The organism is Streptomyces ficellus (assembly GCF_030406405.1).
Lineage (GTDB): Bacteria > Actinomycetota > Actinomycetes > Streptomycetales > Streptomycetaceae > Streptomyces > Streptomyces ficellus_B.
The window spans coordinates 13,962-33,869 of record NZ_JAUEPL010000006.1 but is presented as its reverse complement, the minus strand read 5'-3'; the positions used below and the strand labels follow the sequence as shown (position 1 = coordinate 33,869).

Below are 19,908 nucleotides of genomic sequence, written 5' to 3'. Positions count from 1 at the left end.
TCGGTGTTGCCGCGAGCAGGGCGGCTGTTCGGGCAGGAAGCTTCATGGCGGGTCCCCTCCGACGGTGTTGCACCATACGCAACACACGTTTCGCGCCGCACAACACGCAGGAGGTTAGAGGCGTGCGGAGACCAGCCACAAGAGGTCTCGACCACATGAGACGGTAGGCGCGCACGCGCAACGGCAAAGGCCCCCGGACCGCGTACCTGCGTACGCGCTCCGGGGGCCACCGCCCGGCGGGGTGGGGACGGGGTTACTTCTTGTCCTTGCCGCCCTTGTCCTTGTCGCCACCGGCGCCCATGGACTCGTAGATCTCCTTGCACATCGGGCAGACCGGGTACTTCTTGGGGTCGCGCCCCGGTACCCAGACCTTCCCGCACAGCGCCACCACGGGAGTGCCGTCGAGGGCGCTCGCCATGATCTTGTCCTTCTGGACGTAGTGGGCGTAGCGCTCGTGGTCGCCGTCGCCGTGCGACACCTGCGGCGTCGGCTCTACGAGGGTCCCCGTACCTGCCCCGCGCTCGGGCTCAAGAGTGCTCATGAGCTCCAAGGGTACCCACGTCGGCGGCTTCCCGGGAGCGGCGCCGTGCCGGGCCGGCCCCGGGTCAGTTCAGCGACGGGTCGTCCGGATAGGTGGCGATCATCGCGAGCTCGCTACGCTGGCGCCGCAGCACCTCCCGCCACAGACCCTCGGGCCGCGGCGAGGACACATCGCCCGGCTCGGACTCCACGACGAACCAGGCGCCCTCCGCCAGCTCGTCCTCCAGCTGGCCGGGCCCCCACCCCGCGTACCCCGCGAAGATCCGCAAGCTGCCGAGGGCCGCGGCCAGCAGCTCGGGCGGCGTCTCCAGGTCCACCAGCCCGATCGCGCCGTACACCCGCCGCCAGCCCAGTGGTCCCTCGTCGCCGGGGATCACGGCGAGGCCGAGCGCCGCGTCGAGGGAGACCGGGCCGCCCTGGAACACCACACCCGGCTCACCGGCGAGCGGAGCCCAGGATTCCAGGATGTCGCCGACACCGACCGGTGTGGGGCGGTTGAGGACCACGCCGAGTGACCCCTCGTCGTCGTGATCGAGCAGCAGGACCACCGCGCGGTCGAAATTCGGGTCCGCCAGCGCGGGGGTGGCGACAAGCAGCCGTCCTGTGAGCGAGGACACCTCGGTCATGGCAGACATGATCCCGCATCTCGCGCCTTCGCGGGGGGTCGGGGCGGGACTCGGCCACGATCGCGCACGAATCGCAGCTCACCCACCCCCGGCGACCGCTTCTGGCCGAAAGCGGACCGTGACCGTCCGCAAGGGCGGGGAAACAGAGGGTGCTGTGCCGAATTCATTACATCTGACAGGCGTCACGGGGCTACCAAGAACGGTGCTCCGGGCCCTTACCCTTTTCCCTGGCCCCCTGCCCCCACTCCGGAACGCGAGATTCATGACCGGCACAGACGATGTACTGCTTGTCCACGGCGGAACCCCGCTGGAGGGCGAGATCCGCGTCCGCGGCGCGAAGAACCTCGTGCCCAAGGCGATGGTCGCCGCTCTTCTCGGCAGCGGGCCGAGCCGGCTGCGCAACGTGCCCGACATCCGCGACGTACGGGTGGTGCGCGGGCTGCTGCAACTGCACGGCGTGACGGTGCGCCCCGGCGACGAGCCGGGTGAGCTGGTGCTCGACCCGTCACACGTCGAGAGCGCGAACGTCGCCGACATCGATGCCCACGCGGGCTCGTCGCGCATCCCGATCCTCTTCTGCGGACCCCTGCTGCACCGCCTCGGCCACGCGTTCATCCCGGGTCTGGGCGGCTGCGACATCGGCGGCCGGCCCATCGACTTCCACTTCGAGGTGCTGCGCCAGTTCGGCGCGACGATCGAGAAGCGGGCGGACGGCCAGTACCTGGAGGCCCCGCAGCGGCTGCGCGGCACGAAGATCCGCCTGCCGTACCCCTCGGTCGGCTCGACCGAGCAGGTGCTGCTGACCGCCGTGCTGGCGGAGGGCGTGACGGAGCTGTCCAACGCGGCGGTCGAGCCGGAGATCGAGGACCTCATCTGCGTACTGCAGAAGATGGGCGCGATCATCTCCATGGACACCGACCGGACGATCCGGATCACCGGTGTCGACAAGCTCGGCGGCTACACCCACCGCGCGATCCCGGACCGCCTGGAGGCGGCCTCCTGGGCGTCGGCGGCGCTGGCGACCGAGGGCAACATCTATGTGCGCGGCGCGCAGCAGCGCTCGATGATGACGTTCCTCAACACCTACCGGAAGGTGGGTGGCGCCTTCGAGATCGACGACGAGGGCATCCGCTTCTGGCACCCGGGCGGCTCGCTGAACGCGATCGCCCTGGAGACGGACGTGCACCCCGGCTTCCAGACCGACTGGCAGCAGCCGCTGGTGGTGGCCCTGACGCAGGCCGCCGGCCTGTCGATCATCCACGAGACGGTGTACGAGTCGCGGCTCGGCTTCACCTCGGCGCTCAACCAGATGGGCGCGCACATCCAGCTGTACCGCGAGTGCCTGGGCGGCTCCGACTGCCGCTTCGGCCAGCGCAACTTCCTGCACTCGGCGGTCGTGTCAGGACCGACGAAACTCCAGGGCGCCGACCTGGTCATCCCGGACCTGCGCGGCGGCTTCTCGTACCTGATCGCGGCCCTGGCGGCCCAGGGCACGTCCCGGGTCCACGGCATCGACCTGATCAACCGCGGCTACGAGAACTTCATGGAGAAGCTGGTCGAGCTGGGCGCGAAGGTCGAGCTGCCCGGCAGCGCGATCGTCTGACGCTCCGTAAGACGCCACGACGGCCCCCGCACGGTGTGCGGGGGCCGTCGGCCGTTTCGGGCCCTGGAGGTGGCCTGGAGGCGGCTTGGAGGTGGCCTGGAGGCGGCCTGGAGGCGCGTGCGGGGCGCCTTTGCGCCCGCGCACGGGCTCCGGACGGCCGTGCCGAGGTGCGTCTTACGCGCCACAGGGCCCCCAGGGGCCGTACGCCGTGTGCGGGCCCGTCCACAGGGCCGTACGGACACAGAAGGGCGGCCACCCTCTGACAGGGTGGCCGCCCTTCTCAAAGCGCCATGGGGCTTACTTGCCCTTGGCGGCTTCCTTGAGCTTGGAGCCCGCGGAGACCTTCACGCTGTAGCCGGCCGGGATGTTGATCGGGTCGCCGGTCTGCGGGTTACGAGCCGTGCGAGCGGCACGGTGGGTGCGCTCGAAGGTCAGGAAGCCGGGGATGGTGACCTTCTCGTCGCCCTTGGCGACGACCTCGCCGATGGTCTCGGCGAGCGCGGCCAGCACGGCGTCGGCGTCCTTGCGGGTCACCTCGGCGCGGTCGGCCAGGGCGGCCACCAGCTCACTGCGGTTCATGTTGTTACTCCCGTGTTCTTCTTGCTGTTGAGGCGTGCCACGCGGCGCAGCCGCACATTGGGCACAGCGAAGCCGATGCTGCCAGGGCCCTTGGACAGTCCCCGGACCCGGGTCTGCTGTCAGACCCTCGCGCCCGAATACGCATCCTGCCCCCACCAGCGGCGGGAAAGCCAATCCGGCACCCTCCGGAGTCACACGAAAAGCGCCACAGCCCCGCTGTGGTGACGTTCGGTCGACCGTGCCGGGACTCACCGGAGCCGAACCGCCACCCTAAAGGCGGGTTTACGGCTCCGGGCCCGCGACGCGCCGGAGGTCAGAGGGACGTGGGCGCCGTCACAGAGGCGCCCGCCGCCTTGGCGGCCTCGCGCACGGCGCCCGCGACCGCGCCGGCGACCTTGTCGTTGAAGACGGACGGGATGATGTAGTTCGCGTTCAGCTCGTCCTCGGTGACGACGTCCGCGAGGGCGGTCGCCGCCGCGAGCATCATCTCGGTGTTGACCGTCCGCGACTGCGCGTCCAGCAGGCCGCGGAAGACGCCGGGGAAGACCAGCACGTTGTTGATCTGGTTGGGGAAGTCCGAGCGTCCCGTGGCCACAACTGCCGCTGTCTGGCGGGCGATTGCGGGCTCGACCTCGGGGTCGGGGTTCGCGAGCGCGAACACGATCGCGCCGTCCGCCATGGCCGCGACGTCGTCGCCGGAGAGCACGTTCGGGGCCGAGACGCCGATGAAGACGTCGGCGCCGACGACCGCTTCCTTCAGGGTGCCGGTGACGCCCTCGGGGTTGGTGTTGTCGGCGATCCAGCGCAGCGGCGACTCAGGGTCGGCGGAGACGAGGTCCTCGCGGCCCGCGTGCACCACGCCGTGGATGTCGGCGACGACGGCGTGCTTGACGCCCGCCGCGATGAGCAGCTTGAGGATGGCCGTACCGGCCGCGCCGGCGCCGGACATCACGACCCGCACGTCGCCCATGCCCTTGTTGACCACGCGCAGGGCGTTGGTCAGGGCGGCGAGCACGACGATCGCCGTGCCGTGCTGGTCGTCGTGGAAGACCGGGATGTCGAGGGCCTCCCGCAGCCGCGCCTCGATCTCGAAGCAGCGGGGCGCGGAGATGTCCTCCAGGTTGATGCCGGCGAAGCCGGGGGCGATCGCCTTGACGATCTCGACGATGGCGTCGGAGTCCTGGGTGTCCAGGCAGATGGGCCAGGCGTCGATGCCGGCGAACCGCTTGAAGAGGGCCGCCTTGCCCTCCATGACGGGCAGGGCGGCCTTGGGGCCGATGTTTCCCAGGCCCAGCACCGCGGAGCCGTCCGTCACGACCGCAACGGAGTTGCGCTTGATGGTGAGGCGGCGGGCGTCCTCGGGGTTCTCGGCGATCGCCATGCACACGCGGGCCACGCCCGGGGTGTAGACCATGGAGAGGTCGTCACGGTTGCGGATGGGGTGCTTGGACTGCATCTCGATCTTGCCGCCGAGGTGCATCAGGAACGTACGGTCGGAGACCTTGCCGAGGACGACGCCCTCGATGCCGCGCAGTTTCCCGACGATCTCGTCGGCGTGCGCGGTGGAGGTCGCGGCGATGGTGACGTCGATCCGCAGCTTCTCGTGACCGGACGCGGTCACGTCGAGGCCCGTGACCGAGCCGCCGGAGGATTCCACAGCCGTGGTGAGCTGGGACACCGCGGTTCCGCTCGCGGGCACCTCCAGCCGGACCGTCATCGAGTACGAGACGCTGGGCGCCGTTGCCATGGCCGTGTTCCTCTGCTTTCCCTGGTTCGTTGCCGCTCCGCGACCGGCGGTGGCCGGGCGGGGCCCTCCGATGGTCGCACCTACCTGCGAGTAGCAGGTAATAGTGGTCGTTTAGTTTTCGGAAACTGTTTTCCACCATACGAGAAATCATGGTCTTGGCGGAAGCCCCAACGGCCGAACGCCAGCAGGTCCGCGCCATCGGAGGATGACACGGACCTGCTGACTACGTTGAGTGGCACCGACCCGCCATGCTCGCCTCGCGGCAAGTGGTCGCTCGTAGCGACGAAGGTTGGGCCCGGGGGCTTGGATCGAGCCGGTGCCTCCACCAGGCTAACAAACCGCGCGGGAAAGTGACTCCGGATCGGGAGTTGACCCCGGATCAGCCCCTCGGCCCAGCCCTCGGCCCAGCCCTCGGCCCAGCCCTCGGCTCAGTCCCTCAGCAGGTCCGGGACACCTTCCGCGTCCGGCTCGTCGCGCCGCCCCGACACCACCGTCAGCTGCTGCGTCGCCCGCGTGAGCGCCACGTACAGCACCCGCAGGCCCGCCGTGGACTCGTCGGCGATCTCGGCCGGCGAGACCACGACCGTCGCGTCGTACTCCAGTCCCTTCGCCTCCAGGCTGCCCAGCGCCACCACCCGGTCGCCCAGGTCCGCCAGCCGGCGCGCCGCCTGCTCGCGCCGGTTCATGGCCACCACGACGCCCACCGTGCCGTCCACGCGCTCCAGCAGCCGCCGCGCCTCCTGGTGCACCAGCTCCATGAGGTCCCCGCCGTCCGCCACGGCGACGAAGCGGGGCTCCACGCCCGTCGAGCGGACCGCGCGCGGCGCCTCCATGCCCGGCATGGCGAGCGCCAGCACCTTGGTGGCGAGCTCGGCGATCTCGGCCGGGTTGCGGTAGTTCACCGTCAGCTCGAAGCGCCGCCGCGGGCGGCTGCCCAGCGCCTCGTCCCGCGCCTCGGCCGCCTCGTCCGGCAGCGGCCACGACGACTGGGCCGGGTCGCCCACCACCGTCCAGGTGGCGTGCCGCCCGCGCCGGCCGACCATCCGCCACTGCATGGGCGTGAGGTCCTGCGCCTCGTCCACGATGACGTGGGCGTACTCGGTGCGCTCCTGGGCCAGCCGCTCGGCGCGCTCGCGCTGCGTCTCCTCCCGTACCGGCATCAGCTCCTCCAGCCCCGTCAGCTGGTCCAGCGGGTCCAGCTCCCGCTTCCTGCGCGGCCGGGCCGGGGCGCCCAGCAGCGTCTGGAGCTCGTCCAGCAGCGCCACATCGTGTACGGACAGCCCGTCGCGCCGCAGGGAGCGGGCCAGCCGCCGCACCTCGCCCTGGTTGAGCACGCGCCGGGCCCAGCGGCTCAGCCGCTTCTCGTCGGCCATCGCGTCGAGCACCCGGCGCGGGGTGAGCTCCGGCCACCAGGCGTCCAGGAAGGTGACGAAGCTGTCCTCGGTGGAGACGTCCTCGTCGAAGGAGGAGCGCAGCTCGGCGGCGAGCTCGGGGTCCGTGTGCCGGCCGGCGGCGCCCGACTTGGCGTACAGGGCGTCCAGCAGCAGCCTGCGGGCCCTCGGGCGCAGCAGGTTGACCGGCGCGGTGCCGCCGAGGACGTTGTGGCGGATGCGGCGCAGCTCGTCGGCCTCCAGTTCCAGGCGCCGCCCGAAGGCGACCACGCGCAGCCGCTCGGGGGCCTCCCCCAGCTCCAGCGCACCGCGGGCGGCGTTGCGCAGCACCTTCAGCATCCGCGAGGAGCCCTTGACGCGGGCGACGGCCGGCTCGTCGTACGCCGTGGCCTCCGCCCCGTCGACCAGGCTGCCGACCGCGCGGATCGCCACCTGGCCCTCCTCGCCCAGCGACGGCAGGACGCCCTCGGTGTAGGCGACGAGCAGCGGGGTCGGCGAGACGATCAGAATGCCGCCCGCGTATCTGCGCCGGTCCTGGTAGAGCAGGTAGGCCGCGCGGTGCAGCGCGACCGCGGTCTTCCCGGTGCCGGGGCCGCCCTCGACGTACGTCACGGAGTTGGCGGGAGCCCGGATGACGAGGTCCTGCTCCGCCTGGATGGAGGAGACGATGTCGCGCATGGTGTGGCTGCGCGCCTGGCCCAGGGCCGCCATCAGCGCCCCGTCGCCGATCACCGCCAGCTCGCGGCCGTCCAGCGAGGCCTTCAGCTCCGGCCGCATCAGGTCGTCCTCGACGCCGAGGACCTTGCGGCCCTTGGAACGGATGACCCGGCGGCGTACCACCCGGCCCGGGTCCACGGGGGTCGAGCGGTAGAAGGGCGCGGCGGCCGGGGCGCGCCAGTCGATGACCAGCGGCGCGTAGTCGGAGTCGAGGACGCCGATGCGGCCGATGTGGAGGGTCTCGCCGATCTCGGCGGTGTTGTCCGGGCGTACGGCGTCCTCGGACGGCTCGACGGAGGTGTACGCGCCGTCCGGGCCCTTCTTGCCGTCCTTGCCGGTCAGCAGGTCGATGCGGCCGAAGAGGAAGTCCTCGTACTCGTTGTTGAGCCGGTTGAGGTGGATACCGGCCCGGAACACCTGGGCGTCACGTTCGGCGAGCGCGCCGGGCGTGCCGACCTGGCCGCGCTGGGCGGCGTCGTTCATCAGGAACTCCGCCTCGTGGATCTTCTCCTCGAGGCGGTGGTACACCTGGTCCAGATGGTCCTGTTCGATACCGATCTCGCGGTCCCGGACGGTATCGACACCACGGTCGGCTTGCTGCGCGGCCACCGAGGCCCCCTTCTGATGTGCTGGGCAGCCGTCGAGCGTACGCCACGGAGGGCCGGTATGTCAGGCGTCGGCCGCGGGGACCTCCACCAGGCGCTCTCCGTCGAACGTACGGACCTCGAAGTGATCGATGTCGTTGCGGTCCATGGCGGCGCCGCCATGGACGTACAGCGGGTTCTTGGCGGTCTCGTTCGGGCTGTCCGGGATGCCGTACCCCCACCTCGGGACGGCCCAGGAGGTGACGACCTCCTCCTCGCCGCTCTTGGAGACGGCGATCAGGTTGCACTTGAGCGGGCCCTTGACGTTCTTCAGCTCCAGGACGGCGTGGGTGCCCCAGCCCTTCTTCTCCATGCCGACGGTCGCGCTGACCTTGGTCGTCGCGTCGGTCGCGGACGCCTTCTCGTCCATGTGGTGGAAGAAGGCGTCCTCGGCCGGGCTGGTGGGGTGCGGGTCGATGGCCTGGTTGCTGCGGCCGGTGTCGCCGGAGGTGGCCACGACGGCGACCGCGGGACCGCCGATGATCAGCGCGGCGGCCGCCGCGACCAGGAAGCGGGTGCGGCGGCGGCGCTGGGCGCGCTTGACGGCGACCTCGTCGACCAGCCGGTCGAGCAGGGGTGCGGGCGGCGCGGCGCCCGGGCGCTGCGGCATCGGCAGGGCGACCGGCTGGGCGGCCGGTCCCGGGCCCTCGGCGAGCATGGCCAGCATCGGCTCCATCCCGGAGAACTCCTCCAGGTGGGCGGCGCACCGGTGGCAGCCGGCCAGGTGCGCTTCGAAGGCGGTGGCCTCGGCATCGTCGAGAATGCCGAGCACGTACGCGCCGACGGCGTCGTGCGCCGACTCGTTCTCGTACGTCGTCATGCCGAGATCCCCCTCTCCTCCAGCGCGAGCTTCATCGAGCGCAGTGCGTAGAACACGCGGGACCTGACCGTCCCGCTGGGTATGCCGAGGATCTCGGCCGCCTCGTTGACCGTACGCCCCTTGAAATACGTCTCGACCAAGACTTCCCGGTGGGCCGGGGTCAAATCGTCGAGCGCGTCAGAGAGCGTCATCAGCCACAACGCCTTGTCGATCTCGTCCTCCGCGGGCATGACCTCGAGCGGCGACGGATCGACCTCCTGCGGCCGGGCCTGCCGGCTTCGGTGGCCGTCGATGACGATGCGCCGGGCGACCGTCACCAGCCAGGGTCGGACAGAGCCGGTCGCCCGATTGAGCTGACCGGCGTTCTTCCAGGCACGGATGAGCGTCTCCTGTACGACGTCCTCCGCGCGCTGGCGGTCACCGGCGACGAGGCGCAGTACGTAGGCGAGCAGAGGGCCGGCGTGTTCGCGGTAGAGAGCCCGCATCAACTCCTCGTCCGGGACGTCGGGTTGGGTGCGTGCCGTCACTGCGCGATGCCGCGCCCGATGCGTCCCCCGACGGTCATCGGCCACGGCGGCATCCTTGCGCACCTGGAACCTCCCGGTCGAGACCTTGATCTGACTCGTTGTCCCCCATGACTACGGAGGCCGGAGCGGATCGACTCAACGCGGGTGGATTTTTTTCTCAGGAACTTCCCCTGAGCGCCCTGTCGGTACGCGCTCGGTGACGGGCCACGCGCTCCCTGTTGCCGCAGACCTCGCTGGAGCACCAGCGGCGGCGCCGCCCGCGTGAGGTGTCGAGGTAGACGCGGCGGCACCGCTCGCCCTCGCACTGCCGCAGCCGGGCGCGGGCGACGGGGTCGGTGAGCAGCTCGACGGCGTCGCGGGCGACGGCCGCGAGGAGGGCGTCGCAGCCGGGCGCGGGGCTCAACGCCCGTACGAGTCGGCCCCCTTCGCCGGGTACGGCGCGCGGGGCGGGCGGCGGGGCGGCGGCCAGCGCGTTGAGGCGGGCCACGTCGGCGGCGGCGTAGCTCCCGCGTCCGTCGAGTTCGTCGCGTACCAACCGCTCGATGACGCCGCCGAGTTCACCGAAGCGCGCCACCCAGGTGCCGTCGACCGCGTCCAGCGGGGCCGCTCCCGCCACGAGCCCGGCGGCGACGAGCCACCGCGCGAGCCCCGCGGCGTCGGCCGGCCGCTCGTCCATCAGGTCCAGGCAGAGCCGCCCGGAGTGGAACCGCCATGCCACCATGCGCCCCAGAGTGCCCGCCCGGGGCCGCCACCGGAACCCCGCCTGCGCGAGGGGAGGCGGGTCGCCCTGTGGCGCGGGGAGCTTCCGACGCCCAGGAGCCGAAGGCCGGCGACGCGCTGGTCGAACGTCGTGGAGTGGAGCGCGGCGTCCACCGCGTCCCACGCCGACCCGCCGGCCCCTACGCGTCCGCGTACTTGGCGTCCGACGCCGGGTCGAGGGCCAGGCGGTAGCCGCGTTTGACGACCGTCTGGATCAGTTTGGGGGCGCCCAGGGCCGAGCGGAGCCGGGCCATCGCCGTTTCGACCGCGTGCTCGTCGCGGCCCGCGCCCGGCAGGGCGCGCAGCAGGTCGGCGCGGGAGACGACCCAGCCGGGGCGGCGGGCCAGCGCGTGCAGCAGGGACATGCCGGCCGGCGGGACCGGGCGCAGCTCGCCGTCGACCAGGACCGCGTGGCCCCGGATCTCGATGCGGCGCCCGGCCACCGGCAGCGTGCGGGCCCGGCCCGGCAGCTCCTGGCACAGCAGCTGGACCAGCGGGCCGAGCCGGAAGCGGGCGGGCTGGACGGTGTCGATGCCGTGGGCCTGGAGGGGCAGGGCGGTGACCGGCCCGACGCAGGCCGTCAGCACGTCGTGCCGCAGCGCGTCGAGCAGCTCGGGCAGCAGGCCGCGGTCGTCGGCGCGGGCCAGCAGCGACGCGCCGGCCGGGGCGCTGGTGAAGGTCAGCGCGTCCAGCGAGCGCGCGACGGTCGCGTCGATGAGCCGGTCCAGCGGCGCGAGGTCCTCGGGCGGCATCCACCGGTAGACCGGTACGACCACGACGTCCGCGCCCGCGTCGGTCAGCGCCTCCACGAACCCGGGCAGTGGTTCGCCGTGCAGTTGGAGCGCGATACGGCGGCCGGTGACGTCCTGGTCGAGGAGCCGGTCCAGGACCTCGGCCATGGAGTCCGAGGCGGGCGACCACTCCTCGGTCAGCCCGGCGGCCCGCACCGCGCCCTTGACCTTGGGGCCGCGGGCGAGGACCTGCACATGGCGCAGGCAGTCGAGGAGCTCCTCGCCGTACCCCCAGCCGTCCGCGGCCTCCAGCCAGCCCCGGAAGCCGATCGCGGTGGTGGCGACCACGATGTCCGGGGCGTGGCTGATCAGTGCCTTGGTGGCGTCGAGGAGGTCGGCGTCGTCGGCGAGCGGCACGATCCGCAGCGCCGGGGCGTGCGCGACCGCCGCGCCCCGGCGCTGGAGCAGCGCGCCCAGCTCGTCCGCGCGGCGGGCCGCCGTGACGCCGACCGTGAATCCGGCAAGGGGACCATGCGAACCATGCTGTTGCTCGTGCATGGCACCAGAGACTGACAAGGGTGCGTGACAGTCCGGGTTCAGCCGCATTTCACCCCCGTTACGTACCACGCCCGATCACACCTCGGAGTAGCTGAGCTGCCGCTTGGCGGGGATCTCCACCGGGCGGCGAAGGTATACCGCCCAGGTGATGGTGAGGCACGCCCCGTAGAAGAGGAGGAAGGCGACGAAGGCGGAGGTGCCGGTGCCGGCGGTCATGAAGGACTGCCGGAAGGCCAGGTTGATGCCGAGCCCGCCGATCGCGCCGATCGCGCCGATCAGTCCGATGGCGGCGCCGGACAGCCGCCGCCCGTACGCGTCGGCCTCCTCGCCCGCGAGCCCCGAGGCGTGCGCCTTGGCCTGGAAGATGGCGGGGATCATCTTGAACGTGGAGCCGTTGCCGAGCCCGCTGAGCACGAACAGGGAGATGAAGCCGACGAGGAAGACGGCGAGCGACTCGATGACGGAGGCGTAGACGACCACGCCGGTCGCCGCCGCCATGGCGGCGAAGGTCCACAGGGTGATGCGGGCGCCGCCGTGCCTGTCGGCGAGCGACCCGCCGAGGGGCCGGATCAGGGAGCCGAGCAGCGGGCCGATGAAGGTGAGGGACGCGGCCTGGAGCGGCGTGCGCCCGAACTGGGTCTGGAGCACCAGGCCGAAGGCGAAGCTGTAGCCGATGAACGAGCCGAAGGTGCCGATGTAGAGGAACGCCATGATCCAGGTGTGGGCGTCCTTGACGGCCTCCTTGGCGGCACCGGTGTCGTTCTTCACGGGCGCCAGGTTGTCCATGTACAACGCCGCGCAGACGGCGGCGAGGATGATGAGCGGCATATAGACGCCGAGCACGACGCGCGGGTGGGCGGCACCGGCGACCCCGATCACGAGCAGGCCCACAAGCTGGACGACCGGCACGCCGATGTTGCCGCCGCCGGCGTTGAGGCCGAGCGCCCAGCCCTTCTTGTGCAGCGGGAAGAAGGCGTTGATGTTGGTCATCGAGGAGGCGAAGTTCCCGCCACCCACCCCGGTGAGCGCGGCGACCAGCAGGAAGGTCGTGTACGACGTGCCGGGCTCCATCACGGCGTACGCGGCGGTCGTCGGCAGCAGGAGCAGCAGCGCGCTGAAGACGGTCCAGTTCCGGCCGCCGAAGCGGGCGACGGCGAAGGTGTACGGGACCCGGATCACGGCGCCGACCACGGTCGCCACGGCGATCAGGGCGAACTTGCCGGCCGGGTCGATCCCGTACTCCGGCCCCATGAACAGCACCATCACGGACCACAGCGTCCAGATGGAGAACCCGATGTGCTCGGACAGGACGGAGAAGAGCAGGTTGCGCTTGGCGATCCGCTCCCCCTTCTCCCGCCAGAAGGTCTCGTCCTCGGGGTCCCACTGTTCGATCCACCGGCCGCTCATCGCGTACCTCCGCTGCTGTCGGTCCTGAATCCCGTCCGGACCGACGTTAGGGAGGATGCGTTTCAGCCCGGTCATATGACGTGACCGGGCTGAAACCTTGCTCTCACCGAGCCGACCGGGCGGCGGTGAGGCGCCGCGCTCAGACGGGCCGGTGCCCGGCTTGGCGGGCGACGGCGTCCTCGACGCGGGAGCGCACGTTCTGGAGCACCTCCCAGGTCTCGACGCCGTTGATCCTGCGGCGCCACGGGCTGCGGGGCGTCGCGGTGATCCGCACCGTGAAGTCCTGCTCGCGCATCGTGAGGGCCGCCTCGACGAGGACGACCACGTCGGCCCGGCCCAGGCAGCTGTAGACGTAGGGCCCGGTGGACAGTTTGGCCCGCTCCTTCAGGCCGGCGGTGAACCGGTCGGCGAGGTCCCCGGCGGTCAGGCCGTACGGGTTGGTCCCCGTCGCCTCGAAGGACTGGCGGCCGTCGGTCATGCCGGGTTCCATGGGCCTGCCGGTGCGGCGGGCGGCGAGCCGCGCGGACACCAGCCGTGCGGTGGCCAGCGGGAGCGGGATCAGTACGCAGGCGCAGGCGACGACGAATCCGAAGGCACCGAGCGCGTCGCCGGCGCTCACCTCGGGGTCGTACGCCAGACCCGCCGCGACGGCCGCGCCCAGTGGGACGCCGACGACCGCCGCCAGGGCCAGCGGCGCGCGCAGCAGCCGCAGCCACACCTTCAGAGCGGTACCGCGCTCTCCCAAGGCGAACACCTCATTCCTCGATCGTGCTGAGTGGTTCTGAACGTTTCTGAGTGACGAAGGTCCCGGGCGGGGCCGTGGGAGGCCCCGCCCGGGGATGTCGATCGGTCAGCCGATGTGCCGGTGCGGCACGGTCCCGGCTACCTCAGTGCCTTGGCGAACTTGTCCCATGCCTTGATGGAAGCCCTGTCGCCGTAGCCTCGGAAGACCTTGCCACCGATCTTGAGAAGGGCCTTGGTGACGCCCGCTCCGAAGGCCGAGAGGCCCGCACCGACGAGGGCGGCCTTGACGGCTCCCCTGGCGGTGAAGCACCGGTCCCAGCACTGGTACGCGTACCGGGCGAGACCGCCGATGGCTCCGACGACGGCGCCGCAGATGAAGGCGCCGACTCCGGAGAGCGCGGCACAGGCCACGGCGGCCAGGCCCTGCACACCGTTCACCAGCACACCGCACCAGAAGCCGCACGACCTCGGCTTCTTCTTCTTCTTGTGACCGTCGAGGTCGTAGGCGTTCACCGGGTCGGCCGGGTAGGTGTACGCGTTGTCGTTGCCGCCGTAGACCGGGTCGGTGCTCAGGAAGCGCCCGGTCGCCGGGTTGTACAGGCGCGCGCCCATCAGAGTCAGCTCGGTCGGTGTCTCCGAGGAGCGCAGCTTACCGCCGAGCCAGTCGTAGCGCTCGGCCGAGCGGCCCGCGCGGGCGTTGCCGTACTCGTCGCTGTCGAGCACCTGCGGGGCCTGCGCCTGGTCCAGCGGGAGCCGGAGGGCCACGTCACCGTGGATGTTGGTGAGCTGGAGCGCCGTGTCACCGGTCTTGCTCGTGGTGGCGCCGAGGTCGCCGCCGACGCCGATGACGTTACGGGTGAGCGCACCGGTGGCGGTGTCCTCCACGATCCAGCTCGGGCTGTCGCCGTCGCCGCCGTAGTGGTTGACCTTGGACTGGGTCTGCGTCCAGGTACCGCCGCTGTTGGTCTCGGTCTTCCACGAGCGGAAACGCATGGCCGAGTCCAGCTGCCAGGTCTGACGCTGGCCGCCCGCGGTCAGCTGGTGGGCGCGGTCGTTGGCGTAGTAGCCGACCGTGCTGCCCGGCAGAGCCGTGGTGCGTCCGAAGGCGTCATAGGTGTGGCCGGCGTCGACCAGACGGTCGGCGCTGTCGTAGGCGTGGGACGTGGTGGTACCCCCGCCGGCCGGGCAGTCACCGCTCGCGGAGCCCGTCGCCTTGGTCAGCGAGGTGCGGTTGGAGCGGCTGTCGAAGGCGTACGTACGGCGCGTGCAGACGTTCTCGCTCGTGTCGTCGACCGAGACCAGGCGGCCGACGCGGTCGTACCGGTAGGTCTGGTCGGACCAGCCGGAGTGCTTGACGACCTGGTCGTGGACCGACTTGGAGACCGTGTCGGACATGACGCTCACGCCGTCGCTGTCGCGCTTGTAGACGCGGCTCACCACGGCGCCCGTGGTGTCCAGACCCTGGGCGAGGGTGTAGCCGCCGGGCAGCTTCTCGCTCGCCACGGCGCCGTTGGCGTCGTAGTTCACGGAGAAGGTGCCGGCCACCGAGTCGGTGGTGGCGACGGGCAGGCCGCGCGGCTCCGCGGCGCTGTCGTAGGTGTACGTGACGGAGGACGGCACGGAGTCGGACACCTTGGCCGAGCGGTCCAGGAGATCGTATTCGCGCTTGGTCACACCGCCGTCGGCGTCGGTGTAGGAGATGAGGCGGCCGAGCTTGTCGTACGCCTTGGAGATGGTGCCGCCGGCCGTCGAGCCGGTCTTGGCGACCAGGCCGGTGGCCGGGTCGTACTCGACGGTGGTCTCGGGCACGGCCTGGCCGGGGCCGGTCACCGTGTTCTTGACGACCCGTCCGGCGTTGTCGTACGTGGTGCTCGTGGTGCGGGTGGCGCCGTTGGCCGTCTCCGTCCGCTTGGTGAGCTGGCCGTAGAACCCGTACTCGTGGGCGGTGTCGGGCAGCTGCGCGGGCTGCGAGCCGCCACCGGTGATGTCACCGGCCGGGCCCGTCCAGCACACCGCGTCCGCCCACTCGGGGCGGCCCTCGCACCAGCCGGTGCCGGTGGCCGACCAGTACACGGTGACGCGCGTGGCGGCGTCGTTGCCGGTGCTGCCGGGCAGGCTCTGGTCGGTGACCCGGCCCTGGGCGTCATAGACGGTGCCCGTGGTCAGGTTCAAGCCGCCGGAGTCCTGGATGGCCAGCTTGGGCAGGCCCTTGGCCCAGTCGTACTGGGTCTCGTTGACGCGCATCTCGCCCATGACCGAGTCGTAACCGCGCACCCGGACGCCGGAGACCGCGATGGTCACCTGGTCCTTGACGGCCGCGGTGCCGTCGGTGGGACGGCCCTCGTCGTACTCGGTGACGGTCCACTCGCGGCCCGGCACGGAGACACCGCCGGCGACCAGGACGGTGGTGCCGTCCTTGAAGTCCTCGGTCAGCTCCACACGGTGGAGCGGGCCGAAGCCCTCGGTCTCCCTGGCGCCGTCCGCGCTGAAGAACGAGACGGTGGACAGCTCCTCGGCACGCTCGGCGGTCGAGAGCGACTCGATGCCCAGGCCGCGCAGCGTGTCCAGGGCGCCCGGCGCGGTGCCGAGCGCGATGGCGCGGTTGCCGGCGGTCAGCGTGCGCACGGTGTTGCCGAAGCGGTCGAACTCCTGCGTGGAGATGTGCCCACCCGGCTGCGCCGTGTTGACCTCGCGGCCGGAGACACCCAGGTAGTACGTCTCGGCTCGCCGGTAATCGGCGGCGCCGAGGGCGGAGCCGGAGTGCGAGGCGGGGACGGAATCGCCCGGGAACACCGCGGTGGCGTCGGTCGGGGCGTCGGTCTGGCCCCACGCCTTCACGTCGGCGGCGCCCATCTTGTGGGGGGCGGCCGTGCCGGTCAGCGGTACGTCGTAGACGACGCTGGTGGTGTTGGTGCCCGAGACCGCGTCGGCCGTGCCCTGCGCCAGGCCGGAGCGGGAGACCTTGAGCAACATGCCGTCACCGGCGGTGGCGGCGTTGCCGGCCTTGCCGTAGGCGAAGCTCCACGGCAGCTGGCCGGGCGCGGTCAGCTGGGTGACCCGGCCGGTGGCGTCGTAGCCGTACTCGGTCTTCAGCGCCGGGCTGATCTGCGGGTTCCATGCCTGGCGCAGCCGGCCGGTGCTGTCGTAGGCGTACGTCTGCACGGCCCTGGAGGTGGCGGCTGTGGCACCGGACTCGGTGGACCACAGCCGGATCTCCTTCACCTGGCCGCTGACGTCACCGAAGGCGGTGGCGGTGGCGGTGGTAGCGGTCGCGTAGACGAACTCCAGGGAGCGGCAGCCGCGGGTGGCGGGCGTGGCCGCGCAGGTGGCGGTGGACGCCGCCGAGGTGGGGGCCACGATCCGCTTCGGACGGGCCAGGACCTTGCCGTCGACGGTGACCGTCTCGGAGACGATGTCGGTGGTGCTGGAGGCCAGGCCGTTCAGCTTGGACTGGTCGACGACCCAGGTGGTCGCGGTCGCGGCCGGCTTGGTGAACACCGTCTCGGTGCCCTCGGTGTCGGTGAGGGTGAAGCTGCCCGCGTAGGAACCCTTCAGCGTCAGCTCCTCGGCGCCCGGCTCGGGAACCCAGCCGGTCTTGGCGGCGTTGGAGGTGAAGCTGATCTCGGTGCGGTCCTCCTGGACCACGGCGAGCGCGGTGTCGGAGACCTTCAGGATCTGGACGTAGTCCGACCCCGTGTTCTCGGCGATCGTGCCGCTGGTCCACTCCTTGCCGAAGATCGGCGCCTGGCCCTGGGTCTGGGCGCTCGGCGTGCGGGAGGACGCGGTGCGGCCCACCGACATGCCGAAGTACGAGGCGTCGCCCGCGGAGAGCGCGTAGTCACCGGTGAGGAGGTTGACCGAGCCGGGGCCGATCTCGTGGGTCGCCGCGCCGGAGCCGTTGCGGTCCACGACCACGGTGAGCGGCTGGGTGGAGCCGGCGGCGCTGTTGGGGCCGGTGAAGTCGGCCTTGAGCTGGACGGTGCCGTCCGGGTTGACCGTGTCGGTGGTGTTCCACACCAGCGGCGCGTTCTTGCCGCCCGTCAGGGGTACCGGCCAGGCCGCCAGCGCGGTGCCGCCACTGGTGACGTCACCCACGGGGATCCGCACCCACGGGTCGGCCTCGGAGCGGCGCCAGGAGAACGACGCCGAGTCGTACCTGGCGGCGTCGACCTCGACGGCCAGCGGCAGTCGGCGCGCGGTGCGCTCACCGTCGGCCGGCTGGAGGAAGCCACCGGGGCCGGCGTGGAAGGTGTAGGTCAGCGGCTCGGACTTGTTGTCGGCCTTGTCGACCGAGCGCACCTGGAGGGTGTGGGTGCCGTCCTTGGGCGGAGTGACGGAGACGGCCTTGTCGCCGGCCGCTCCACCGGTGTGGACCTTGGTCCAGGACACGCCGTCGAGTGACCACTCCAGCCAGTTGTGGTCGGCGGAGGGCGGCGTGACGGTGAAGCTGCCGGCCTGGCCCGCGCCCTTGACCCACGCGTCCGAGGGGTAGTCGGTGGAGGTGATCTTCGCGGGCGCGGAGGGGGCGGTGGCGTCGACCGTGAAGGTCTTCCACGCCGACCAGCCGCTGTTGTAGTGGGTGCCGTCGTAGGGGGACGTGCGGAACTTGTACGTCTTGCCGTTCGTCAGCACACCGGCGGGGACGGTCACCGAGGCGGGCTGGCCCGAGGGCACGAACTTCGACACCAGGACGTTGCCGACCTGGGTGTTGGTGGTGCTGTCGAAGATCTGGAAGGTGCCGTTGACCTGGTCGCCGTCACCGTCGACGAAGGTGTCGCGCAGAGTGGGCGTCGCGGAGTTGACGACGTAGTCGCCGTTGTAGCTGAAGTACGGCTGCCCGGCCTCCTGCTTGGTGCCGGTGCGCGGCCGGAAGTTGTAGTTCACCACCAGCTTGGGCGGGTTGGCCGCCGCGTTGGCCGAGTTGACCCGCTTCCACTGGGCGGCGAGCGTCTCGTCGCCGGCGCGCAGGCCCATGTGGCCGCGGGAGGCCTTCGCCGAGGCCCACTCCTGGGTCAGCGTGGTGACGTCGGCGTTGATCCAGCCGTCCGGGGCCGCGGTGCAGTTCGGGTTGCCCTTGGTCTCGGTGGAGCCGGCCTTCTTCGCCGTCCAGGCGGGCTGCGAGGTCCAGCGCGAGGAGGTCGACGCGGCCCCCGTGGACCACACCTCCCACGGCTGCGCGGTGCAGTCGGTGTTTCCGGAGTGGAAGTTGTACAGGCTCAGCTTGGCGCTGGAGACCAGCGCGTCCTGGATCGGCGTGGTGTTCCAGGAGATGAACGAGCGGGCCGTGCGCGGCGTCCCGTCGGCGTTCTTCGTGCCCGGGTTGCCGAGGTCCAGTTCGGTGTCGGCCGACCAGTCGACCGTCTCGCCCTGCTGGACGTAGGTGTCGAAGACGTTGGACAGCGCCGAGGTGGACGGGTCGACCGTCACCGGGTACCGGGTCTTGGGGTCGGCCAGGAACGCGGCGTCGGGGGTGAGGACCAGGTCCACACCGCCCTTGGTCTCGATGACCTTCAGACCGACCTTGGCGCGGTGGGTGTGCTCGCCGGACACCTTGTCGACGGAGGCGTCCCACATCACCGGGGCGGGCATGACCGCCCGCTTCTTGCTCTTCTTGTCGGTGAAGAGCAGGCTGCCGTCCTTGTGCTGAGTGACCTTCAGGCCCTTGGCCTTCAGCGGAAGCGTGTACGTGTAGCCCGTGGCGGCCGGCCGCTGCTTGATCTCCACGAACTGCTCGAAGCCGGTACGGGTGGCCTCGACCACCACGTCGGCGCCGGGCACCGCGTCCCGGTAGATCGCGCGGGTGCCGTCGAGCTTGGGGGCGGGCAGGCTGCCCTTCCACTGGAGGGTGATCCGCTCGTCACCGGAGCCGAGCGTCACCAGGTCGGTGCCCGGGGCCTGCTGGGCGGCGCGCAGCGAGGCGGAGCGCTTGCCGGAGCCGCCCGCGAGCCGCAGGCCCTGCGGGTGCGCCTTGGGCTGGACGGAGCCGTCGGCGCCGACGCGCAGGTTCACGTCGACCGGAACCCATGTGTCGCCCTGCTTGAACCGGATCGGCCCGGCCGACAGTTCGGTGGTCAGGCTGCCGTCCTTGTTGGCCCAGGTCGTGGAGGTCTCGGTGCGCTCGGAGAGCGCCTCGACCCTCTTGCCCGAGAGCCGGGCGGCGACCCGGGCGGACGGGATGTCCTGCGCGGTGGTCGCCGGTGCCGGGGCGGCCGCGGCCGCCTTGTCCGCCGACGTGGCGGCCGGAGTGGCGGCGAGCGCCGACTCCGTCCCGTACAGCACGGACAGCGTGAGGACGGCCGCGAGGCCGCCTGCTATCTCGCGCATACCGGTCGCACCGACCGGCCAGCGGCGCCCTACCCCCCCGGGCATGGACGCACGTCTGTTTCTCTTCACTTTGCCCCTCTTAATCCGCACAGTGTGCGGGTTCTGTGATGCGACTCACGCACCTTGATCACAAGCTAACGAGGGGCAAAAGAGCATCTAAATGATCGAAAAGGTGTCGCCTGAGGCTCCCT

13 protein-coding genes are annotated in these 19,908 nt (G+C 71.3%); 1 reads left to right on the top strand and 12 read right to left on the bottom strand.

The annotated features are described in order from the left end of the window. Positions 1 to 253: 253 nt before the first annotated feature. Positions 254 to 541: a DUF3039 domain-containing protein gene (locus tag QWM81_RS06335; RefSeq protein WP_023588437.1), complete on the bottom strand. Its 288-nt coding sequence runs from the start codon at positions 539 to 541 to the stop codon at positions 254 to 256. 64 nt (positions 542 to 605) lie between these two features. Then, complete coding sequence (locus tag QWM81_RS06330; protein ID WP_290110592.1) at positions 606 to 1,166, bottom strand: YqgE/AlgH family protein; 561 nt, start codon at positions 1,164 to 1,166, stop codon at positions 606 to 608. 262 nt (positions 1,167 to 1,428) lie between these two features. Between QWM81_RS06330 and murA the strand changes: the two genes are divergently transcribed. Further along, on the top strand, positions 1,429 to 2,769 hold the full coding sequence (gene murA, locus QWM81_RS06325) for a UDP-N-acetylglucosamine 1-carboxyvinyltransferase (protein ID WP_290110591.1): 1,341 nt from the start codon (positions 1,429 to 1,431) through the stop codon (positions 2,767 to 2,769). 297 nt (positions 2,770 to 3,066) lie between these two features. Here the strand turns inward: murA and QWM81_RS06320 are convergent, their stop codons facing one another. The 10 genes from QWM81_RS06320 to QWM81_RS06275 all read right to left on the bottom strand — a co-directional run bounded on the left by QWM81_RS06320 (position 3,067) and on the right by QWM81_RS06275 (position 19,717). Next, positions 3,067 to 3,348, bottom strand: coding sequence for an HU family DNA-binding protein (locus tag QWM81_RS06320; RefSeq protein ID WP_290110590.1), 282 nt, complete (start codon positions 3,346 to 3,348; stop codon positions 3,067 to 3,069). Positions 3,349 to 3,661: 313 nt separating this feature from the next. Further along, positions 3,662 to 5,095 (bottom strand): NAD-dependent malic enzyme, encoded by a 1,434-nt coding sequence (locus tag QWM81_RS06315; RefSeq protein WP_290110589.1) that lies wholly within the window; start codon positions 5,093 to 5,095, stop codon positions 3,662 to 3,664. Positions 5,096 to 5,523: 428 nt separating this feature from the next. Continuing rightward, positions 5,524 to 7,812 carry a HelD family protein gene (locus QWM81_RS06310; protein WP_290110588.1) on the bottom strand — a complete coding sequence of 763 codons (2,289 nt, stop codon included), beginning with the start codon at positions 7,810 to 7,812 and terminating at the stop codon, positions 5,524 to 5,526. 60 nt (positions 7,813 to 7,872) lie between these two features. Continuing rightward, positions 7,873 to 8,667, bottom strand: coding sequence for a zf-HC2 domain-containing protein (locus tag QWM81_RS06305; protein WP_290110587.1), 795 nt, complete (start codon positions 8,665 to 8,667; stop codon positions 7,873 to 7,875). Then, a complete protein-coding gene (locus QWM81_RS06300) occupies positions 8,664 to 9,257 on the bottom strand; it encodes a sigma-70 family RNA polymerase sigma factor (protein WP_290110586.1) in 594 nt (197 codons plus the stop codon). Before QWM81_RS06300 ends, QWM81_RS06305 begins: the two co-directional genes overlap by 4 nt. Positions 9,258 to 9,351: 94 nt before the next feature. After that, positions 9,352 to 9,915 (bottom strand): CGNR zinc finger domain-containing protein, encoded by a 564-nt coding sequence (locus QWM81_RS06295; protein WP_290110585.1) that lies wholly within the window; start codon positions 9,913 to 9,915, stop codon positions 9,352 to 9,354. A 178-nt stretch (positions 9,916 to 10,093) separates the two neighbouring features. Further along, entirely contained in the window at positions 10,094 to 11,242 is a 1,149-nt protein-coding gene (locus QWM81_RS06290; RefSeq protein ID WP_290110584.1) for a uroporphyrinogen-III synthase, read from the bottom strand. 75 nt (positions 11,243 to 11,317) lie between these two features. Further along, complete coding sequence (locus QWM81_RS06285) at positions 11,318 to 12,649, bottom strand: MFS transporter (protein WP_290110583.1); 1,332 nt, start codon at positions 12,647 to 12,649, stop codon at positions 11,318 to 11,320. 139 nt (positions 12,650 to 12,788) lie between these two features. Then, complete coding sequence (locus QWM81_RS06280; RefSeq protein ID WP_290110582.1) at positions 12,789 to 13,394, bottom strand: hypothetical protein; 606 nt, start codon at positions 13,392 to 13,394, stop codon at positions 12,789 to 12,791. A gap of 137 nt (positions 13,395 to 13,531) precedes the next feature. Continuing rightward, a complete protein-coding gene (locus QWM81_RS06275; RefSeq protein ID WP_290110580.1) occupies positions 13,532 to 19,717 on the bottom strand; it encodes a DNRLRE domain-containing protein in 6,186 nt (2,061 codons plus the stop codon). Positions 19,718 to 19,908 lie beyond the last annotated feature (191 nt).

What these genes read in the sequence shown, in the direction of transcription:
- QWM81_RS06285 (WP_290110583.1), bottom strand. Translation starts at nt 12,649, where the DNA reads ATGAGCGGCCGGTGGATCGAACAGTGGGACCCCGAGGACGAGACCTTC.
- murA (WP_290110591.1), top strand. Translation starts at nt 1,429, where the DNA reads ATGACCGGCACAGACGATGTACTGCTTGTCCACGGCGGAACCCCGCTG.
- QWM81_RS06335 (WP_023588437.1), bottom strand. Translation starts at nt 541, where the DNA reads ATGAGCACTCTTGAGCCCGAGCGCGGGGCAGGTACGGGGACCCTCGTA.
- QWM81_RS06315 (WP_290110589.1), bottom strand. Translation starts at nt 5,095, where the DNA reads ATGGCAACGGCGCCCAGCGTCTCGTACTCGATGACGGTCCGGCTGGAG.
- QWM81_RS06275 (WP_290110580.1), bottom strand. Translation starts at nt 19,717, where the DNA reads ATGCGCGAGATAGCAGGCGGCCTCGCGGCCGTCCTCACGCTGTCCGTG.
- QWM81_RS06330 (WP_290110592.1), bottom strand. Translation starts at nt 1,166, where the DNA reads ATGACCGAGGTGTCCTCGCTCACAGGACGGCTGCTTGTCGCCACCCCC.
- QWM81_RS06290 (WP_290110584.1), bottom strand. Translation starts at nt 11,242, where the DNA reads ATGCACGAGCAACAGCATGGTTCGCATGGTCCCCTTGCCGGATTCACG.
- QWM81_RS06305 (WP_290110587.1), bottom strand. Translation starts at nt 8,667, where the DNA reads ATGACGACGTACGAGAACGAGTCGGCGCACGACGCCGTCGGCGCGTAC.
- QWM81_RS06295 (WP_290110585.1), bottom strand. Translation starts at nt 9,915, where the DNA reads ATGGTGGCATGGCGGTTCCACTCCGGGCGGCTCTGCCTGGACCTGATG.
- QWM81_RS06320 (WP_290110590.1), bottom strand. Translation starts at nt 3,348, where the DNA reads ATGAACCGCAGTGAGCTGGTGGCCGCCCTGGCCGACCGCGCCGAGGTG.